The organism is Coleofasciculus sp. F4-SAH-05 (genome assembly GCF_040222985.1).
GTDB classification, from domain to species: domain Bacteria; phylum Cyanobacteriota; class Cyanobacteriia; order Cyanobacteriales; family Coleofasciculaceae; genus Coleofasciculus; species Coleofasciculus chthonoplastes.
On sequence record NZ_JAVKBY010000156.1, the window covers coordinates 22,738 to 42,177 of the forward strand.

Annotated in this window: 11 protein-coding genes; 5 read left to right on the forward strand and 6 right to left on the reverse strand. The window is 44.5% G+C overall.

Annotation, left to right across the window (positions count from 1 at the left end; translation table 11 throughout):
* Window positions 1-337: 337 nt before the first annotated feature.
* The 3 genes from lepB (at window position 338) to RIG27_RS19165 (ending at window position 5,109) form a co-directional block, all read left to right on the forward strand.
* Complete coding sequence (gene lepB / locus RIG27_RS19155; RefSeq protein WP_446347761.1) at window positions 338-1,381, forward strand: signal peptidase I; 1,044 nt, start codon at window positions 338-340, stop codon at window positions 1,379-1,381.
* A 179-nt stretch (window positions 1,382-1,560) separates the two neighbouring features.
* Window positions 1,561-3,879 (forward strand): GAF domain-containing protein, encoded by a 2,319-nt coding sequence (locus tag RIG27_RS19160; RefSeq protein ID WP_446347763.1) that lies wholly within the window; start codon window positions 1,561-1,563, stop codon window positions 3,877-3,879.
* Window positions 3,880-4,107: 228 nt separating this feature from the next.
* Window positions 4,108-5,109 carry an aldo/keto reductase gene (locus RIG27_RS19165; RefSeq protein WP_446347765.1) on the forward strand — a complete coding sequence of 334 codons (1,002 nt, stop codon included), beginning with the start codon at window positions 4,108-4,110 and terminating at the stop codon, window positions 5,107-5,109.
* Here the strand turns inward: RIG27_RS19165 and RIG27_RS19170 are convergent.
* The 3 genes from RIG27_RS19170 to RIG27_RS19180 form a co-directional block, all read right to left on the reverse strand.
* Window positions 5,093-5,533, reverse strand: coding sequence for a hypothetical protein (locus RIG27_RS19170; protein ID WP_446347767.1), 441 nt, complete (start codon window positions 5,531-5,533; stop codon window positions 5,093-5,095). The two genes, RIG27_RS19165 and RIG27_RS19170, sit on opposite strands and share 17 nt — an antisense overlap.
* A 508-nt stretch (window positions 5,534-6,041) precedes the next feature.
* Complete coding sequence (locus RIG27_RS19175; RefSeq protein WP_446347769.1) at window positions 6,042-6,326, reverse strand: DUF427 domain-containing protein; 285 nt, start codon at window positions 6,324-6,326, stop codon at window positions 6,042-6,044.
* 157 nt (window positions 6,327-6,483) lie between these two features.
* Window positions 6,484-6,705, reverse strand: coding sequence for a helix-turn-helix transcriptional regulator (locus RIG27_RS19180; RefSeq protein ID WP_446347771.1), 222 nt, complete (start codon window positions 6,703-6,705; stop codon window positions 6,484-6,486).
* Window positions 6,706-6,859: 154 nt separating this feature from the next.
* Between RIG27_RS19180 and RIG27_RS19185 the strand changes: the two genes are divergently transcribed.
* Both RIG27_RS19185 and RIG27_RS19190 read left to right on the forward strand, forming a co-directional pair.
* Window positions 6,860-7,060, forward strand: coding sequence for a hypothetical protein (locus RIG27_RS19185; RefSeq protein WP_446347773.1), 201 nt, complete (start codon window positions 6,860-6,862; stop codon window positions 7,058-7,060).
* 137 nt (window positions 7,061-7,197) lie between these two features.
* The gene (locus tag RIG27_RS19190; protein ID WP_446347775.1) at window positions 7,198-7,590 is read left to right on the forward strand and encodes a hypothetical protein; all 393 of its coding nucleotides are present in this window, start codon (window positions 7,198-7,200) and stop codon (window positions 7,588-7,590) included.
* Here RIG27_RS19190 and RIG27_RS19195 read toward each other — a convergent pair.
* The 3 genes from RIG27_RS19195 to RIG27_RS19205 all read right to left on the reverse strand — a co-directional run bounded on the left by RIG27_RS19195 (window position 7,537) and on the right by RIG27_RS19205 (window position 19,280).
* On the reverse strand, window positions 7,537-13,668 hold the full coding sequence (locus tag RIG27_RS19195) for a CHAT domain-containing protein (protein WP_446347777.1): 6,132 nt from the start codon (window positions 13,666-13,668) through the stop codon (window positions 7,537-7,539). The two genes, RIG27_RS19190 and RIG27_RS19195, sit on opposite strands and share 54 nt — an antisense overlap.
* Window positions 13,669-13,875: 207 nt before the next feature.
* Entirely contained in the window at window positions 13,876-15,087 is a 1,212-nt protein-coding gene (locus RIG27_RS19200) for a M20 family metallopeptidase (protein WP_446347779.1), read from the reverse strand.
* Between the two features lie 221 nt (window positions 15,088-15,308).
* Window positions 15,309-19,280 (reverse strand): PAS domain S-box protein, encoded by a 3,972-nt coding sequence (locus tag RIG27_RS19205; protein ID WP_446347781.1) that lies wholly within the window; start codon window positions 19,278-19,280, stop codon window positions 15,309-15,311.
* Window positions 19,281-19,440: the final 160 nt, after the last annotated feature.

Genomic DNA, 19,440 nt, shown 5'->3' on the forward strand with positions numbered 1-19,440 from the left:
TGAGCCCCTACACACTCAAAATTTTCTTATCTGGAACATTTGATTTCCGCCTTGTTGAAATTCATAAGCAACCTGCTTAATTTCCACATTATATCCCTGTGCATTTAATTCCCTGATTACGGGTGAACCAAATGACAAAGGATAAAATACTATTTAAACTTCACCGTTTATTTAAACTATAGGCTTTGTTTTATAAGTTTCTATAAAGATATTTAAATCAACTTGTCACTCTGCCCGGTTACTGGTTATAGTGAAGCCGCTCTCTTAGACTTTTGTTCAATTCAGCATCTTAACATGGGGTATCTACTGGGCTATACCTATATCGAAGGCAAGACAGATGTCTCAATTGCAGCACCCTTCCTCACTGAGTTCAGGAAAAGAACCTTGGCTAGCGGCTAACTTATCCTTATTTTTTCCCGGAATTGGTCAGCTTTATACCGGAAAGATGATCAGAGGGTATAGTTTAATTATCACTCAAGTCGGGTTATATGCTTTAAGTGGATGGTTAATTTTAAGCCGAATCGGCAATATTTTTATCGGGGAAATTCTCTTAATCACCACATTCGCGTTGAGTATTTGGGGAATCTTTGATGCGTATGACTGTGCCAAGAAAGCTAATCCGCCAAGCTTTGAGAAACTCAGAACCAGTCGAAAAGATCCATGGTTGGCTGTCTTCCTCTCACGCCTTGTTCCTGGTGCGGGTCATCTATATATTAACCGCCTGTGGTTGAGTGTTATATTATTTACTTTTTTTGTTACCTCGTTGCTGGTTCAACTCGTGCCGATACTCCTCAAATCTCTAGTTTTTTATCACGTTTATATCGTCTCAACAGTTCGTCGTGAACGAAATCAGCTCCCAATTTTATGTATGGCGCTTGTCTCTATTCTATTTTCTATCGTAATTTCTATGCAGATGTTCTTTATTACAACACATATCGCTGATAGTCACGTCATTACCACGAAGGAGATGAACCCAACGTTACACAACGGCGATCGGGTTATTGTGGATAAACAAATCTACCGTTTTCAATCCCCCCAGCGGCAAGATGTTGTCCTATTTTCACCACCGAAAACTTTGCAAGAAAACCATTTTCGAGAAGCCTTTGTTCAGCGAATTATTGGTTTACCCGGAGAACGGGTAGAGATTCAAAAGGGAATAGTTTATATCCAGTCTCAGCCTCTGGAAGAGAACTATCGTCAAGGAGGTTCTCAAGACACCTTTACCCCCATCACCGTTCCCGCCAATTCTTATTTCGTCTTGGGGGATAACCGGAACCACAGCTATGATAGTGAGGATTGGGGGTTTCTTCCCCGACAGAATATTCTGGGAAAGGTGACTAAACGATTTTTTCCGCCTCAACGAATGGGGATTGTTGACTAATCAGGCATAAAAGTAGCTACAGTACAGGTAGTATGGTCGATAGGTCACAGGCATGTCAAGATTGTAGGTAGAGCAGTTGCGCCAAATCGCACTGTTTCAGAAGCATCTTACCCGATAAACCTTGAGAAGCGGCTTAAATGGGCAACTGCCTGGTTAAAGAAAAGGGAGGATCTATACTGATGTCAAATCACCAGGACTTAAGTTTTATATTAACAGAAATGTTAATAGAAGTCGCTCAGTGTTTCAAGAAAATTATCCGTGTTGATCGGGTTAATATTTTTTTATTAGACCGATATGATCCAGATCAGTGTCTCGTTTTAACCCCAAACTATTCCCAACCGAAAGAGTTAAGAATTCCCCCGACGACTGGGATTGGCGGAATTGCCAATTTACAGAGTTTTGTTCAAAATCCTTTTGAGTGCCAGTTTTATCGGGAAGAACATGGTATAAAGCTACCACCTTCCTTTGATTATATCGTTTATAATTTATTATCTTTACCTTTATCCAATAAACAAAAAAACATTGTTGCATTCGTTCAATTAATCAACAAATTAAAACCAGAGGCTAATCCTGATCAAACATTAGAAAAGACAATTAACAATCAGGGATTTACTCAAGAGGATGAAAAGCGATTTTATCAGGCAAGTGCGTGGATTCGTTCAACGGTTGAGCGATGTCAGGCGCTTTATGCAGAAATTAAGAAACAAGAGGTTTTTATTGGCTTTATTAAAGCCATTCATACGATTAGCCAAGGCGGATTAAATTTTGATGCGATCATTCAGCTTATTATTCAAGAAGCCAATGAATTAATGAATGCCGATCGCAGTCGCTTATGGCTACTCGATCAGGAACACCAGGAACTGTGGACAATGGTAGAAACAGAGGAAGGTTCTCCTCACGAGAAGCGTCACGGGATTGGGGTTGGCTTTGTTGGTAAAGTAGCTGAGTCGGGAAAAGCCTTAAATATTCCCTTTGACCTCTATATCTACCCTGGTGTTGATCAGATCAAAAAAAGGGATTGCCATACCGGGTATCGAACCTGTAGTTTACTCTATATGCCGATTTTGACACCGGATAACGAAGTATTGGGGGTACTGGAGTTAATTAATAAAAAGAAACGGGGATATTTCCCCGCCTATGATCCCGATAGTTGGCCCATTCCACCGGATATCTTTAAGGCAAGTTTTAGTCAAGCCGATCAACAATTGATGGGAGCCTTTGCGCTGCAAGTGGGGATTGCTTTGCAAAATTCTCGCCAATTCGCGTCGCTTAAACAACAGGAGCAGATTCAACGGCTTATTTTAAAGACTCTAGATAATGGCGTGATTTATACCGATGCAACGGGGCGAATTATTACTGTCAACGAAAAAGCGCATCAGCTTCTCAAAAGCGATGAGGTAGATGGGGTGGAAGGGAGTTGGATTGGTGATTTTATTCAGGTTAAAGAGAGTGATTTTGCCCATTTAGTTCAAGGGGCTTTAACGGAACATCATGACTATCACGCCCCTCATACGGTTATTGCCAAAAATCAGGAACAACCGATTGATTTATCGATTCGGTCGATTGCGGAGAACAACGGATCTCATAATTTTTATGGACTCGTCGTCGTTCTCAAAGAAATTAATTCCACGAGTTCCGCTCAACTCCCCACCTATCACCAAGTCAGCCAGGAAATCACCCAGGAATTTCTGAGAAAATATGATATCCAGTTATTTAGTCATCCCAATGTGGCGATTTTATGTGCCGATATTCAAGGCTATACCAGCTTGATGGACGACATGGAAGCGGAAACCGTTGTTTCCATGCTCAATCACTATTGTGAACTGATGGTGGAGACTGTCTTGAAGTATCAAGGTACTTTAAATCAATATATTGGTGATGCTCTAATTGCTGTCTTTGATACCTCCTTACCTTTGAGCGATCGCGCCTGGTATGCTGTACAAGCAGCGATAGATATGCGCCAACAGTTAGCCGAGTTTAATCGTAATCATTTGACACCTCATCAGCCAATGCCTCGCCTAGGTATTGGTATTCATGCAGGGAGAGTCCATCTGAGTCAAAATGGTTCTCAACCGCCATTATCTGGGGATATTGTCAACTTTACCTCATTACTGGAACAAGTCAGTCGCGATTATGGCAGTGACATTATTATTAGCGAAACAATTTATAAACATTGTCGCGATCGCGTCTGGGTGCGGGAACTAGATCGCCTCCCGGTGAAGAGTAAACCCCAATCCCTTGCCATCTATGAACTTATGGGACTTCGTTCTCAGTCTCTTTCGAGTCAGCAAGAACAAATTATTGACCATTATGAAAAAGGGCGTCGCTATTACCTCAACCAGCAATTTGCCCTGGCAATTGGTGAATTTTCCCAGGTTTTGGCAATGGATAGTGGTGATAAGGCGGCGAGATTACATATTCAGCGCTGTTTGTATTGGCTAGACTCTCCACCGCCTCCAAATTGGGATGGGGTTTGGACATTAAGTGTTGAGTGTTGATGGTTAATTATTGATAGTTGATTCTTCACGTCGTTCGAGGAAACCTGTTTTTGAGGGATGTAGGGGCGGGTTTTACGACTATCGTTTACGAAAGCACCCAGATGTAACTAAACCCGCCCCGACTCAATCCCTTCTATTCCCTGTTCCCTGTTCCCTCTTCCCTCCCCTTACTTATTGCATATTTGAGCAAAGTCAGCACAATGGGAAGAAAGTCTGGAGGTGCAGTGCATGTCTGAAAAAACGAACCGACGTACATTTCTCCTAACCGGTATGGCGGTAGCGGGGGGAATTGTGGGGAGTGCGGCGTTGAAACAAAATAAACCCTCAGCTTCTCAACAGCAATCAGGGTCAACCCTCGCCATGTCACTCTCTGGAACCACCACAATGCCAGAACGGATGTTAGGAGATACAGGGGTTTCTGTGCCTATTTTAGGCTTAGGAGGGGCAGGGAAGACACCCCTATCCAAACCGAACCAGGAAGCGGATGCGTTGGCGATTATTCAACGGGCGTTAGAATTGGGGATTCGTTACTTTGATACAGCGGCGAGTTATGGACCGAGTGAAGAGTATCTGGGTAAAATCTTACCAAACTACCGACAGCAGGTATTTCTCGCCAGTAAAAGCGCCGCCCGCGATCGCGATGGGGCGTGGCGAGACTTAGAGCGATCGCTCAAACGCTTGAATACGGATTATTTGGACTTGTGGCAATTGCACCACGTCTCCTTTCACGAAGAACTCGATACAATTTTCAGTGCAACCGGGGCTGCTAAAGCCATAGAAGAAGCCAAAGCCCAAAACTTGATTAAATACTGTGGGATTACCGGACACCACGAACCCGATGTCATCGCGGCTGGATTGCAGCGTTATCCTTTTGATACTACCCTAGTTTGTATTAATGCGGCGGATAAACACCACCCCCGTCCATTTATCCCCACAGTTTTACCCGTTGCTCGTCAGAACAAGGTGGGGGTGATTGCCATGAAAGTCCCAGCCTATGGGCGGTTGTTTAAATCCGGTGCTTTAGACGGAATGCATCAGGCGCTGGGATATACCCTTTCTCAATCAGGGGTTCACTGTGCCGTGATTGCAGCAGAAGATGTGCCACAGTTAGAGTCAAATGTGGAAGTCGCTAGCCGTTTTCAGCCCCTGGATGAGGTGGAATTAGCCGCAATTGAACAGCGCACGGCACAAGCTTGGCAGGATAATACATTTTTTAGGGCGTGGACTTAATATGAATAGCACTGAAATAAGCATTTGGGGAGCGCCAAAACCCTTTATCTATCGTAGGGTGGGCATTGCCCACCAGCCTTAAGTCAGTGACATTCGACTTAATATGACCATCTTTTTCTTGTTGACGTAGCCAGTCCGGATCATTCGCCTTTGTCGTATAGTTCCACATCAGTTCCCGATCTTGCCAAACATCAGCCGGGATGAGGATTTGTCCATTCTCTTCGCGATAGGGAACGCTATAGAAATCAAAGACTTGCTTGATATTTTCTCTGTGTTCTGAGTTGACAGCCGAATCGGAAACGACTAATTCCTCTTGTGAGCAAATAACTGGGCGATAGAGAATATACTGATTACTTGTACAAGCGACTGTCAAGGTTAACAATAAGACAAGGGAGAGCGACAAATTCAGAATCGTTTTTTGCATGATCAAGAACTATTTCAGGTAAATTCAGCACTAAGCTGTCATGCATTTAAATTGGGTATTAGTAGCGAGCAAGATGCTCGCACTACAAGGATGAGAGTTTTCTGGGCAGGAGCAAAAGAATCTATTTCCTGATTCAGCACGACGGTTTTTAGCCGGAAATTCGCCACCACGCTATGTGATGATTGTTAAGGAACCTGAATCACCTGTCGCCGCAGAAACGGAGTGGCAAGTTGTTTCGGTTATGGTTTTTTCATTGAACACGGATTCTGGAGTACTGTTTTAAATGGGTGTGGGGTGTGGGGAAAATCGGTAAGAAACACAAAAGCCCATAAGAGGAGATAGGGTAAGGAGCGAGCGCTCTTTCTGGCGAGCCAACGAATAAACAATTTTGGTGACTCAATAGGGGTGACTCCCTGAGTTTAGTTCAATTTTTGCCTACACCCTACACCCTATACCCTACACCCAGTAGTACCCTCAAGTCCCTTGTCACCCCCTCAGCCCATACTAGCTATGCTTCAACTTTTACTCCTCTCCAAAAGGCAACATAGCCCTCAAATTTTTTCGCCTTCTCTTTTGCTTGAGGATAGTACCATGCTGCATCTTTATTCTGTTGCCCATCAATTTCGATGGTGTAGTAATTGGCTTGACCCTTCCAGGGACAGCTTGTATGGGTACTGCTTTCCTTAAAATACTCCTGGTTGATTGAGTCTGGAGGGAAATAATAGTTTCCTTCGACAATTTGACAGTTGTTGCTCTCGGCGAGAACCGTGTCGTTCCAGATAGCTTTAGGCATTGTTACGTTTCTTCATAAACTCTCCAATTCTCATTATGAGGTAAAGGTGCAGGGGAGTGGGGGACTCAGCCAAAAATTTCCGCCAGTTTTGCTAGTAAAAGCAAGCGATCGCGTTTTGCCCTCATCTACATTCCGATGCCAATCAGCCACTCACGTTTCAGTCTGACTCCTGTGCATCCTTAAAACTCGGTAGTTCATCTAAAGGACATTGCAAGACGCGACATAAAGCCTGTGTCTGACTAATGGTGAGTCGAGGTTCAAATCTTCCAGCTTCCCAGTTACTGACTGTCTGATCGGTGACGCCTATCGCATCAGCTACTTGTTTCTGAGTTAGTCCCAACCGTTTCCTTAGCTTCGTTAACTTAATCCCTGAACTCATTGCCTCCTAGTTCCCTTAACTTTAAATCTATTTATCTAAGTAGACAAAGCCCTAAATATATTTGTAATATAGGGTCAAGTCATGAGCCAGCGCACGAACTTTCCACGGGACGACGCTGGCTCTGGCTCCAATGACACATGGAGACAAGTCAATTATGCCTTACAAAGAACGCCTTTATCCTTGGGTGCTGGTTCGCCTGCTACCCAATATGCAACGAATTACCGTAGCACAATACCGCAACCGTTCCGATGCTGATGGGCATCTTCGCATTCTTCGCCGTCTGATGCCAAATGCCCAATTTGTGGTGATGTTTAATCCGGGTTTACCACCAGAGTACCAGCCGAACTCGCACTAGACCACCGATTTAAGGGCGTTAGAGATAACAAACCCACCTTCACTCTTATCGATGTGAGGGCGGGTTTGATGAAGCTTTATCGCTGCTACAAACGTTATTCCCTGAACCCGTCTCTACACAGATACACGGAAAATCCCATGTCTGCCTTATTTCGCCGCATCCAACCCGCTAAAAAATTCCGCATCACCAAGCACCAAATCGCAAAATTTCTGAGAATTCCTAAATCCATGATTGTTAACGTCGAATGCTGGTGTTATGTTATTTTTGTCCATCGTAAAAACCAAGGTGGACAATTTATCAGCTACCGTCAAATGGAACAATGGAAGAATGCGATCGCCTTTCATCTACAGCAATGTTCCACCAAAGACCAGCTACAACACTTATGGAGTGCGATCGCCTTTGATCAAGCCAAGCACTGGAAACAATACCCAGCTTATGTTCTGCCCTTCCTACAAAGGATAACACGGGACTTATTTTTACCAAGGATTCCCCACCATAGTGAAAGACGCCCAATAATACGGATGGGTTAAATCTTGTGATTGGGGCAGTTCAGAGGGTAACAAAATCGTTCCCGCAGACGTAATCAGTTGACCATTTTCCAGTTTAATTTTCCCCTTAAGCATATCGATTTGCACCTGTCGTAAGGCTTCAGCTTTAATTGGAGCTGTTTTTAACTGATCATAAAATTGGGTCATTAGTGCCAATGTACCTTCATCACTGACATACCACAAACTGGCTAAAGTTGATTTGACTCCTGCTTGCACCGCTAATCCGGCAAAGCCTAATTCGGCGTTTTCATCCCCTAATGCAGTACGACAAGCACTGAGTACCAGTAATTCTACCGGGGGATTATTCCACCCCAATTCTGGTAATTGATCCAGGCGTAGCTTACTATTCCATAACTGGATATAGGAATTGCTGATCGCACCGGGACGAAAATCGGCATGGGTGGCGAGGTGAATAATGCCAAAGGGTTGTTTTTTCCGTTGGGCTTTCAGATTATCTAGAGTAAAGCCTTCATTTAGGAAAAATTGACCTTGCCATAGTTTCTGGGTAATCGCTTCTAATTCCACAGGAACGGCGGGTAAAGGCTTTTGATCACTAAATTTTTCTGCCCCCATTGCCAAGACTTTGCTATCTTGCACACTTTGGAAGCGAGTATCAGTAAGGCTTAAACTGGGCATCATTCCGACACTATAATTCTCGATCAAGAATTGTTGTTCATTGTATAGGGCGGCGACAGGAATGGAACGTAAACCCCTATCCATCACAAACACCAAGTTTTGAATCCCTTGGGCTTGTAAGTCCGCTTCTAATGGCGTAATTAACCAGTCGTAGAGTTGTTTTCCTGGGGCTAAGTAACCCGTAGTATCTCGGACATTGGTTACAGTTTGTTGAAACTGTTGCGCCACTTGTAAAACTTCAGCGCGGGTGATGGGGATGGATTTATGAATCGGTTCTCCCTGGGCGGTAACTAAGACGAGATCCAGTTGATCATTGTCTTCGGGAGTAGCTGATTCAGAAGAGATGCTACTGGGAACAAACATGACATAAATTAACGCAGGTTTGACCCCTGTTTCTTGGGCAATATCCTGCAAGAGTTGACGCGCCTGAGTTAGGGTGAGAATTTGAGTCCCTGATTTGCCGAGATAGGATTCAAATTCTTGGGTATACGCCGCATCAATTGTGCCAAATACGGTGTCAATGGTTACAGATGGCACGTTGGTTTCTACCTGAGATTGTGAAGGCGACTCTTTTTGCAGAATTAGCGGATTTTCGGCGGAAGATTCAGTGGGGGTTTCGGGTGTAATCAGTTGAATCTGACTCGGTGCGATTCCCTGAGTATAGGGATTGGGATAGGAACCCTCGGTAATTTGATTATCGCTTCCGGTTGCGATCGCGCCCCTTGTACCATTAACATCGTTGTAGTCTTGCCCAACGGTGAAGGGAATACGCAATTTCCCTCCCTGATGGCGGATAATCACTGATCCACCACTATTCCCGCCTGCGGTGGAGATACTGGTGTTTGTACCCGTGCGATCGCGAAATGTATCAGTGGCTCGGAAAAACCGTTCTGTGGTAATATCTACGTTACCACCTCTGCCGTTGATGCCACCTTGAGCATTAATCGAATCCACTTCGATATCGTTTTCTGGATCTAAGGTGACATTCCCCCCATCGCCCTGAGTTGCACTGGAATTGATTGTACCCGCTTGAATCCCAGTTTTGGCTTGTACTGTAATATCTCCGCCTTGATTTACTCCCGATGTATTCAGATTTCGGGTAGTAATAGCATCTTGATTACTGGTGAGAGAGATTCCTGCATTGGCGGTAATATCGTTTACGTTAATCCCTTGATTCGCCAGTAGGTTAATTGTGGCATTATCGAATCCGGTAATTGTACCTGTGGCGGTGATCTTACCTGAACCTGTTGGTGATAATATGGATAGCGGATCACTGAAGGTAAGATTGCCATTGAGTGCGATCGCGCCACTGCCATTATCTCTTCCAATCCTGAGACTCTGGAACCCCTCTTCAAACACGCCTCCGGTGAGTGTAAAGTCTTGAGTGGGATTCAGCGGTTGCAAAACCAGATTAGTATTTGAGCCCGTTACCGTTGCACCCAAGGTAATCTCTGATGCGGTTAGGGATAAATCCGATAAGACAGCGAGGGTATCTGAGATAGTTAAACGACTCGCGGTAACATTTCGGTTAAATTGGGTGGTTCCCCCGGCGTCAGTGGTGAGACTATTTAATGGTGTGACACCACCCACAGCACCAGAGAATGTCGTGGTTCCGCTACTGAAGAGACGTAAAGCGCGATCGCCCTCTACACTGCCACTAAAATTGATATTACCACTCGCCGTATTCAGGTCAACATCAGCGCCTAAATTAACCTTATCTCCTAAGAACCTGATATCACTACCTGTAGTTGTGATATTAGAATTAAGCGTTGTCGTGGCAGCATTTAAGGTAATAGCCCCATTATCTGTACCTGTCAGGATACCATTGAGAACAATTTCTGTGGCGGTTAGGGATAAATTGGATAGCACATCTACCCGATCTTTTAAATTCAAGCGATTTGCCGTAACATTCCCCTGAAATTGAGTTATTCCGCCAGCATCTGTGGTGAGACTATTTAGGCGGGTAGAACCGCCAACCGCCCCCTCGAAAGTCGTTGTCCCCGAACTCGATACTGTCAAATCATGATTGCCATCAACCGTACCTTGAAAGCGAATCGGATTACTACCACTGTTGAGTGTAACATCATTACCTAGTTCAACGCTGTCTGTATTAAACGCTATACCACCGCCTTCAGTCGTGACATTGGCATTTAAGTTAGTGGTTGTACTATTGAGTGTAATTGAAGCATCATCTTCACCACGAATATTGCCATTAATCGCGATTACATCAGGAGACAGAATCGTCACTGGATCACTGAACGTGAAACTGTCGTTAATAATAACCGTCCCATTTGCACCCGTACCATCAATAATCAGTTCCTTAAAACCATCTTGAAAAACGCCTTCTATCAGTTCAAATACTTGACTGGGATTAAGTGACTGAAGGGTCAGCGTCTTATCATTTCCTTCAACAGTTGAGCCAAAGTTCATTACCGTTGCCGTTAGTGATAAGTCTGACTCTATGATTACTTTATCTTGCAACTCTAGTTTATTGGCTGTGACATCACTATTAATAATAGTTGTTCCACCTATATCAGTTTTTAGAATATCCAAGGCGTTAGGGCTACCAACACTATCATTAAAAGTTGTTGTGCCAGGGTTCAACACCGTTAAACTATGGCTTCCTGCAACTGAATCGACGATGCCATTAAAGATGATATTGGCATTAATTGCGCTAGCGCTAGTACGGAGAATGAGATCAGCCTTTAACTCAACACTTGAGCCAAAATTCATCACAGGGATAGTGAGTACAGGATCAGGTAGGGTTGACGTTAATGTTGAGTCCGATTGCACTTCCACTATGTTGCTGAACTCGATCTTCCTTGCCGTAATATCATGATTGATAATCGTTCTGCCTTGGTTATCAGTACTGAGAATATTCAATGGATTATTACCACCGACAGTTCCGTTAAAACTCGCTGTCCCCAACCCCGTATTTAAACTTAAACTTTGATTTCCATCATTTTGACCATCAACTGTGCCATTAAATGTAATATCTGCACCATTAGTATTGAAGCTAACATCGCTTTCCAGCCGCAATCTGCCATCTAGAGTAATGCTCTGGTTTTGGGTGGTGACATTACCACTGAGAAGGATATCTTCAGTAGCACTTAACGGAGCATCTTTGGTTAATTCAATGCTCTCACTCCTGAGAGTAATAGTCTCACCCCTTACTGTAAAAAATTTATCCGGATCTGGATTTTGATCTGATGGTCTAGACCCCCCCAATTTAATCTTAGTTGCTGCTTCGAGAAAGATATCACCGCTACTACCAGGATTACAGAAAATAGAGCCTACTCTAATACAAGAGCCGATCCCTCCATTGTTTTCTGCTGTCGTATCAATTGTGCCACCACTGATTATTGTAATATTGCCACTATCAACCGAACCTCTTGTCTGAATATCATCGCCAATAACATCACCGCCTGCTTCAATCGAGATGTCACCACCCGTGCCACTTAGCCCTTGTGATATCACATCAAGAAAGCTAATAGTACCACCTGCCTTTAGAGTGATATCACCACCCGTACCATTGTCAGCGATTGAGCGGAAATTGGCTTTTTGATTATCATTTAATATAATATCGCCAACAGCATTGGCGATAATATTACCACCATTACCGACATCACTATCTGCTTCAACGGTGAATCCGTCAATATTACCACGAGAATCTATAAAGATTGAACCACCATTTCCTGTTTCACTCTTAGTAATAAGCCTTCTGAATCGAATATTACCACCTGTTAACGATGAGTTGGGTCTATATTGGTTGGTTAATAATACGACTCCATCGGGTTCCTCAATTGTAATATTGCTGATATTAATATTTGCATTGGTGACTGTTCCTGGAAAAGTGGGAGGTTGGTTACTACCTGTAAATTGATTAGTTGAGTCTATCGGTGAAGCGATAGTTAGCACTCCTCCTAAGAGTGACCAATTCACGCCTGCCCTTATGTCTAAGGTTGGTTGTTGATTTCCGTTAATTGTTACTGATTCACCATTTGACAAGGTGACCATGGCTAAATCACCTATTTCCGTAGTTGTATTAAACAGGGTATTATTATCAGGATTAATGGTATCTGCTACTGTATCAGTACCTGTAATTTTAACATTTCCTAAACTTACCCGACCCCCAGCTAAAATATGCAGCGAAGCCCCTGTATAGTCTCCCAAGGTCACATTTCCTGTAGCAAAAATAATTGGATCATAAGGACTCTCTAAATCTCCGGCACTACCATCCAATTGTTCAATCCGGAAATCGCCACCCGCCAAGTAGTGAGCATCTCCGCCTATGGTATTACTAGAACGGAATATCATATCCCCACCAGAGAAGAAACCACTGGCGGCATGATTCAAGGCAAAGATATCAACGCCTTGGTTTCCCTGAACAATTAAATTATTTCCTGCTTGTGCAATAAATGGATTTGCCACAGTATCCCGCACCCGTACCGTATCCTGCGCCAATAGCTGCAAATCCCCAGTTGTGGTTAACTGACTCTCCACCAACGTCAGATTATTCGCTGCTGAAAGTAACGCCGTTCCTCCCGTTACCGTCTTGGCAACCACATCACCATTATCAATCGCAATTCCTGAACCCGTAAGCGCAACTTCACCCTGATCATTCACCGACAAACCCGTAGCGTTACTAACATTTCCTCCCGTTAACAGTTGTGGAAGAGAAAGAGGCGTAAACGGAACTGCCGTCGCCGCCACAGGAACCTCTAAACTCAACAAATTTCCCGCTTGGCTAATCCGCACCCATTGATTACCAGGAACCGTGGTTACAGTAATTTGACCCTCTGGGGCGACTAATTCCCCCGTACTCAAAACTGTACCGCCAATTAAACTCAGATTCTGTCCCGAATTGACGGCTAGGCTGCCTGTATTAACGATAGAACCGGGTTCTGGTGTATTAAAAACAAAGCCGTTGGGGGTTCCCACTAAAGACGTGTAATCATTGATCCCAGTAGCATTAAACAAGTTATCGCCAAAACTAATCCCGGTAGCGGTTGTGGCGGTAAACGCGGCGGGAACGTTTAATTGAGCCTCATTGCCAAAGATAATACCTGCCGGATTCATCAAAAATAGATTAGACGTTCCGCCACTGATTTGGATTAACCCATTAATAATCGATGGATCACCACCAGTAATCCGTGAGAGAATATTCTGTATCGATGGATTGGATAAAAAATTGGCAATTTGTCCAGAATCTAAGCCAAACTCACTAAAACTGTGGAAGAGATTCGCGCCATCTCCTGATAACTTCCCCCCCTCAATATCGAAGCGGTTGTTCTCTTGATTCACAGTCGTATCGGTACTGTCATCGGAAACAATCGGTTGGGTTAACCCCGATGACATGAACCCCAGTGTGGTTAGGCATAAGATTAGGGTTGACAGTAGTTTCAGGTAGATGGGGGCTGACATAGACTTCTCCTGAGGGAGGTAATTCCTCTATAGTTTTCTTGGGTTGGATTTGCCAATGGTAGAACTGGTTTGGCTCAAATACACCCATCCTTTAGGAATCGACGCGAGGGAAAGGATGAGAGTTAAACTCGTTCCCTTACCCTGGTTTCGCGTTTAGTTAGTCTGGCAGGCACACCCTAGATTGTCAGGTTTCCCGAATGTCGAGAATTAGTGGCAGAATTTTTCCACACAGCGAACAAATAGTTCTACTCCCATTGCTAACACAGTTTCATCAAAATCAAACCGGGGATGGTGATGGGGATAGGCTAAATCTTTGCTGGGGTTCGCTGATCCCAAAAAGAAATAGCAACCCGGTACAGCCTCTAGGAAAAATGACATATCTTCCCCGCCCATGGTTTGGCATTCGGGTATGATTCCTGTAGGAGTTTCGACGACTTCTTCAGCGACGGATCGCACCAATTCGGCTATCTGTGAGTTGTTGATTACAGGCGGATAAAGCGGCTGGTAGTCTAGTTCATACTGCGCCCCGTGACTCTGACATATCCCGGCAATCACTTGCTCGATACGCTGGCTGAAATACCCTGCTAATTGCGGATTAAAATAGCGCACTGTGCCGCTCATTTTGGCGCTGTCAGCAATGACATTAAACGCTGTACCAGCTTGAAACATTCCCACCGTAACTACGGCTGATTCAATTGGGTCAACATTACGAGCAACAATGGTTTGCAAGGCGTTGACCACTTGAGTACCAATGACGATCGCGTCTCGGGTTTGATGTGGCATCGCCCCATGTCCCCCCTTGCCTAAAATTTTACACTGAAATCGCTCGCTTGCTGCCATTAAAGCACCATGACGAACGCCAACAGTTCCCAGGGGCAAATTATTCCACAAATGTAGCCCAATAATAGCATCCACATCTGGATTGTTTAAGACGCCAGCCTCTATCATCGGTTTCGCGCCGCCGGGTCCTTCTTCAGCCGGTTGGAAGATGAATTTGATGGTTCCCGCAAAGTCTTGACGATGTTGAGACAAATAGAACGCCGTACCTAATGCGATCGCGGTATGTCCATCATGACCGCAAGCGTGCATAATTCCATCATGTTGCGATCGGTAAGGGACATTGTTTTCTTCCTGAATCGGTAAGGCATCCATATCCGCCCGAATCGCTAACACCGGACCTTGGCGATCGCCCTCGATTGTAGCAACGATCCCAGTTTTGGCAATCCCCGTTTGATGCTCAATTCCCCACTCCTGTAACTTTTGGGAAACAAAAGTAGAGGTTAGGTGTTCCGTAAACCCTAATTCCGGGCGTTGGTGAAAGCACCGCCGCCACTCAACTAGCTGAGATTGCAAGGCGCGAATCTCACCTCGGATCTCAGAACCGTTAACGGTAGGGGGGGTAGAATGGGTAACAACCATAATTCCTTAACAACTCGTAATACTATACTTAGAACAAAAAGATGCCTCCGGAGCAAATCTGGAAGTATCTTCCTTCAATAGTAAATCCGACTTAACGACTACCTTTTTAGTGGAGACAAGAACCTTCGGAAAAAAGAGCCATACTTTAAATTATACTCATTCTTACTTTGCTGTTGATAGGCATTATCCTCTAACCCATAAATAAACTTGCTACTGGATTACTAGCTCTCGGCTGTAACCACGCGATCGCGCCCTTGAGTTTTAGCTTGATACAGTGCCCGATCTGCTGCTGCAATTAATTCCTGTGCCGTGGAACCATGTTCTGCAAACGCCGCTACACCTACAGAAATCGCGATCACGTCTAAGGGTTGATAGTGATACTCGATCTGCAACGTTTTAACATCTTGACGAATTTGTTCTGCCCGTTGTTGGGTATCAGCGAGTGAAGCATCGGGCAAAATTAGAATTAATTCCTCACCCCCATAACGGCAGGCGATATCCGACGCCCGCACATTTTTTTGCAAAAATATGCCTAATTCTCGTAACACAATATCTCCAGCTTCATGACCAAAGGTATCGTTAAAATGCTTAAAATGATCAATATCTAACATAATGATCCCCATCGGTCGCTGATGACGCTGCGCTCGATGAATTTCCCGCTCTAAAGACTCTTCCATGTAACGCCGATTAAATAGCCCAGTCAGTGCATCTCGAATACTTTGTTGAGACAACGTTTCCCGTAATTTCAAATTCGCTAATGACAGGGCTAAATGTTCCGCCACTGTTAAAGCTAACCGTTGTTTTGCCTCAGCCAATTGTCCCGGCTGGGGTGAACTAATATATAAAATGCCTAACGCTTTTCCCTGTGCCATCATCGGCACACAAAAAGATTCTAAGGGAGAACTATCTGAATGAATATGAGGACAGCGTAAACCGGATTGTGGCTGGGTTACCCAATGGGGGCGTCCCCGACGTAATGCCCAACACGCTTTCGGTGAAAACAGTGTCTGACTCGCCAAAACGGTTCCCCAGGTTGCCATAGCTTCTACCCAATTTTCCGACGGATTAATCGCGAAGACTCCACCGGAACTCCCTGGAAATAAAGGAGCCACTAATGTCGCGATCGCCTGATATGCCTCATCAACCGTTAAACAGGCTTGGAGAAAGTCACTCAAGTTGCCAAGCAACACCATTTCTCGGTTGCGGCTTCCCAGTTCATTCACCCGCCCTGTCAGTTGCTCATTTAGGTGCTGTAAATCCGCTTGTGCTTGTTTGCGATCGCTGATATCTTGCACTACGCCAATATAAGATTTCGGTTCACCCTGACTATTGCGGATCAGCGACCCACTTAAATTCACCCACACTTCAGATCCATCTTTACGAAGATAGCGTTTTTCACGAGAGAAGGTATCAATTTCCCCTGCCAATAACTGCTCCAAGCAACTGAGTTCTTGCTCAACATCATCGGGGTGAGTAATATCTTTGCAGGTTTTGTTTCGCAATTCCTCGGCACTATACTTGACGACATCAGTAAACTTTTGGTTAACCCAGAGAAAATGACCCGATAACGTGGCTTGTAAAATTCCTACAGATACCTGATTAAACAGACTCCGGAAACGTTTCTCACTCTCTCGCAAGGCTTCCTCAGCCTGTTTGCGCTCCGTAATATCCCGATTACTCGCTCGTATCCCCAACCAACGCCCCTCAGCACTGTGTACAGATTGGCAAATATGAGAGATCCAACGCAATTCTCCGGTTTTAGTTAGGATGCGAAAATCAATTCCTGACACCCTCTGAGTTACCGCCGTGGCACACCCATGTTGGACAAATTTATCTCGATCCTCTGGATAGATAATCGACTCTAATAAACTGGCATCCTGGATAAACTCATCGGCACAATACCCGGTAATCCGTTCACAGGAAGGAGATACATAGAGAAACTGACCTTCCGGGTTCAGCCAATATTCCCAGTCATACGTAAAGTTAGCAACAGTCCGAAATCGTTCTTCACTTTGTCGCAGTTCCTCCTCTGCTTTTACTCGCTCGGTGACATTATCGATCGCAAATACGACACCCTTTAACTGACCCGCTTGGTTAAATAAAGATGTTCCGTTAATTGCTAGTAATACTCGACGCCCATCATCTCGTTCAATGGTATAGTGTAGGTCATTAACAGTCTGAGCCTTTTTTACCAAATTCCAGAACGGTAACTGTTTATCCCAAATTGAATTCCTTAACTCATCCTGATGATGCCCAGTCAGCTTATCTTGATCATCTGGGTGAATGTCTTCTGACTGCAAACCTAAAATCTGTTCCGCCTGATGGTTAATCAGCATAATTTGTCCCTGAGGATTCACCCAAATAATCCCTACAGGACTGGTTTCCATAACACGGGATAATAGATCAAACTCTTGCTGTAATGACGCTTCTATCCCTTCACGTTCCTGAATTTCCTGTTGAAGTTGAGCCGTGCGCTGTTGTACCCGACTTTCCAGTTCTTGATTTAACTGACATAATTTAGCTTCGGCTTGTTCACGGGCAATGTGGGTGCGTAACCCCTCAATACCAGAGGCTAAATCATTCGCTAATTCTTTCAATAGCTGCACCTCTTCTGGCACAAATGAACCGGAGTTCACCGCGTAGATAGTTAACACACCCAACGGTTGATCTTTAACCTGTAACGGCAGAATAATCAACGCCCCATACCCTTGTTGTAAAGCGTGCGATCGCCAGGATGTAAACTGCGGATCAGTCTGAATATGGCGACAAACTATCGGTTGTCCATTTTGCAAAACGCTATCAACAGGAGATTCACCTGAGAATGGGTTAAACTCAGGCATAACAAATCGTTCTAGATACTGCTTATTCTCAGAATTATTTAGTTCAGACTCTTCCTTCTGATCTTTTCTGTCTTCTGCCTTCAAAGAGCCTTCTGCATTCTTTAACGCTTCAAACCCAGCTACAGGTTGCACTGTTTGGCACGTATCGTCAGTTGTCAAGCCAACCCAAGCACCCCGATACGCCCCTACCTCCACAATCAGACAACAAATCTTCTGGAATAACTCAGATTCCTGGGTGGCACTCATCAATATTCGGTGGGATTCACTGAGGGTTTTGAGAATACGGTTTAAAGTTTGCAGAATCCCTTGCGTTTGTTGGCACTCCCTCAGTTCCATGGGGGTCACTTGATCCCAGAAGTTACCGATTTCACCGTCTGCGTTTTGAGTAACCAGAGGTGTCATGGCGTATCTGTAGGGGCGGGTTTTACTATTATCGTTTTTTGTTACCCTTATATAACTAAACTCACCCCCAGCTTCCCCAGCTCCCCCAGCTTCCCCAGCTTCCCCAGCTTCCCCAGCTTCCCCAGCTTCCCCAGCTCCCCCAGCTTCCCTATCTCCCCCAGCTTCCCTATCTCCCTCATCGCTATTGTGTCGCAGATGCCGATTTTCAGCTTGGAGTGAGGCAATGATTTGACCCTGTTGACTCAGTTGCTGCTGTAAGTCTTGAATAACGCCATACAACTGTTTTGGGTCAAGGGTTTGTAGGATAATGGTTTGAGTAATCATACCCAACAGTTCTCCTTGATGACTACAGACTCCTAATTGCTGCACTCGCCACTGTTGCATTTTCTGATGAGCTGTCCATAACGACTCTTCTGGACTCACACACAATAGGGGAAAACTCATCAGTGTATAAGCCGGCAAGTTTAAATCTAGTTCCAATGCCTGAAATTGGACAATATCTCGTTTAGTAATGATACCAATGGGGAATAAAAATGGTCTTGAATCTACTGTATTTGACGACACTATTCGCTCATAAATGCTGTTTTCCCGTTGTTCTGCAATGACTACATAATTAACTCTATCCTCTGCCATGCGTTGCGCCACAGTTAGCACAGAGGTTGTGGGGGAAACGTCAATAACTTCGCGTGTTAGCAATTCTGCTACTCGACGGCTTTTCAACAGTTCAGTTGATGGCATAAGGTGATGCAGACTCTCAGGTGTGATAACTCCTACCAATTGATTTTCATCATTGACAACGGGTAAGTGACGAATATCATGGCACTCGAATAAATTCAGCATTTTCAAACCATCCCGCAACTCGGATTGCTTCAGCGTAATCACTTGCTGAGTCATCACTTCAGCAACATGAATATTTTCTAAGGTGCTTTCCGCTGCGACAATTTGAACCAAATCCCGCGACGTTATCATTCCCACCCGAATCGCGAGGGGCTACCCCTTCAACGAAGTAAGGGGTAGGGGGATAGCGGAAAATGCGAGGGGTCAATCCCCGAAGTATTTTCAATCTCTCTCTTTCTTTCTATCTATCTATCCCATGTAGTGGTATAGTTTA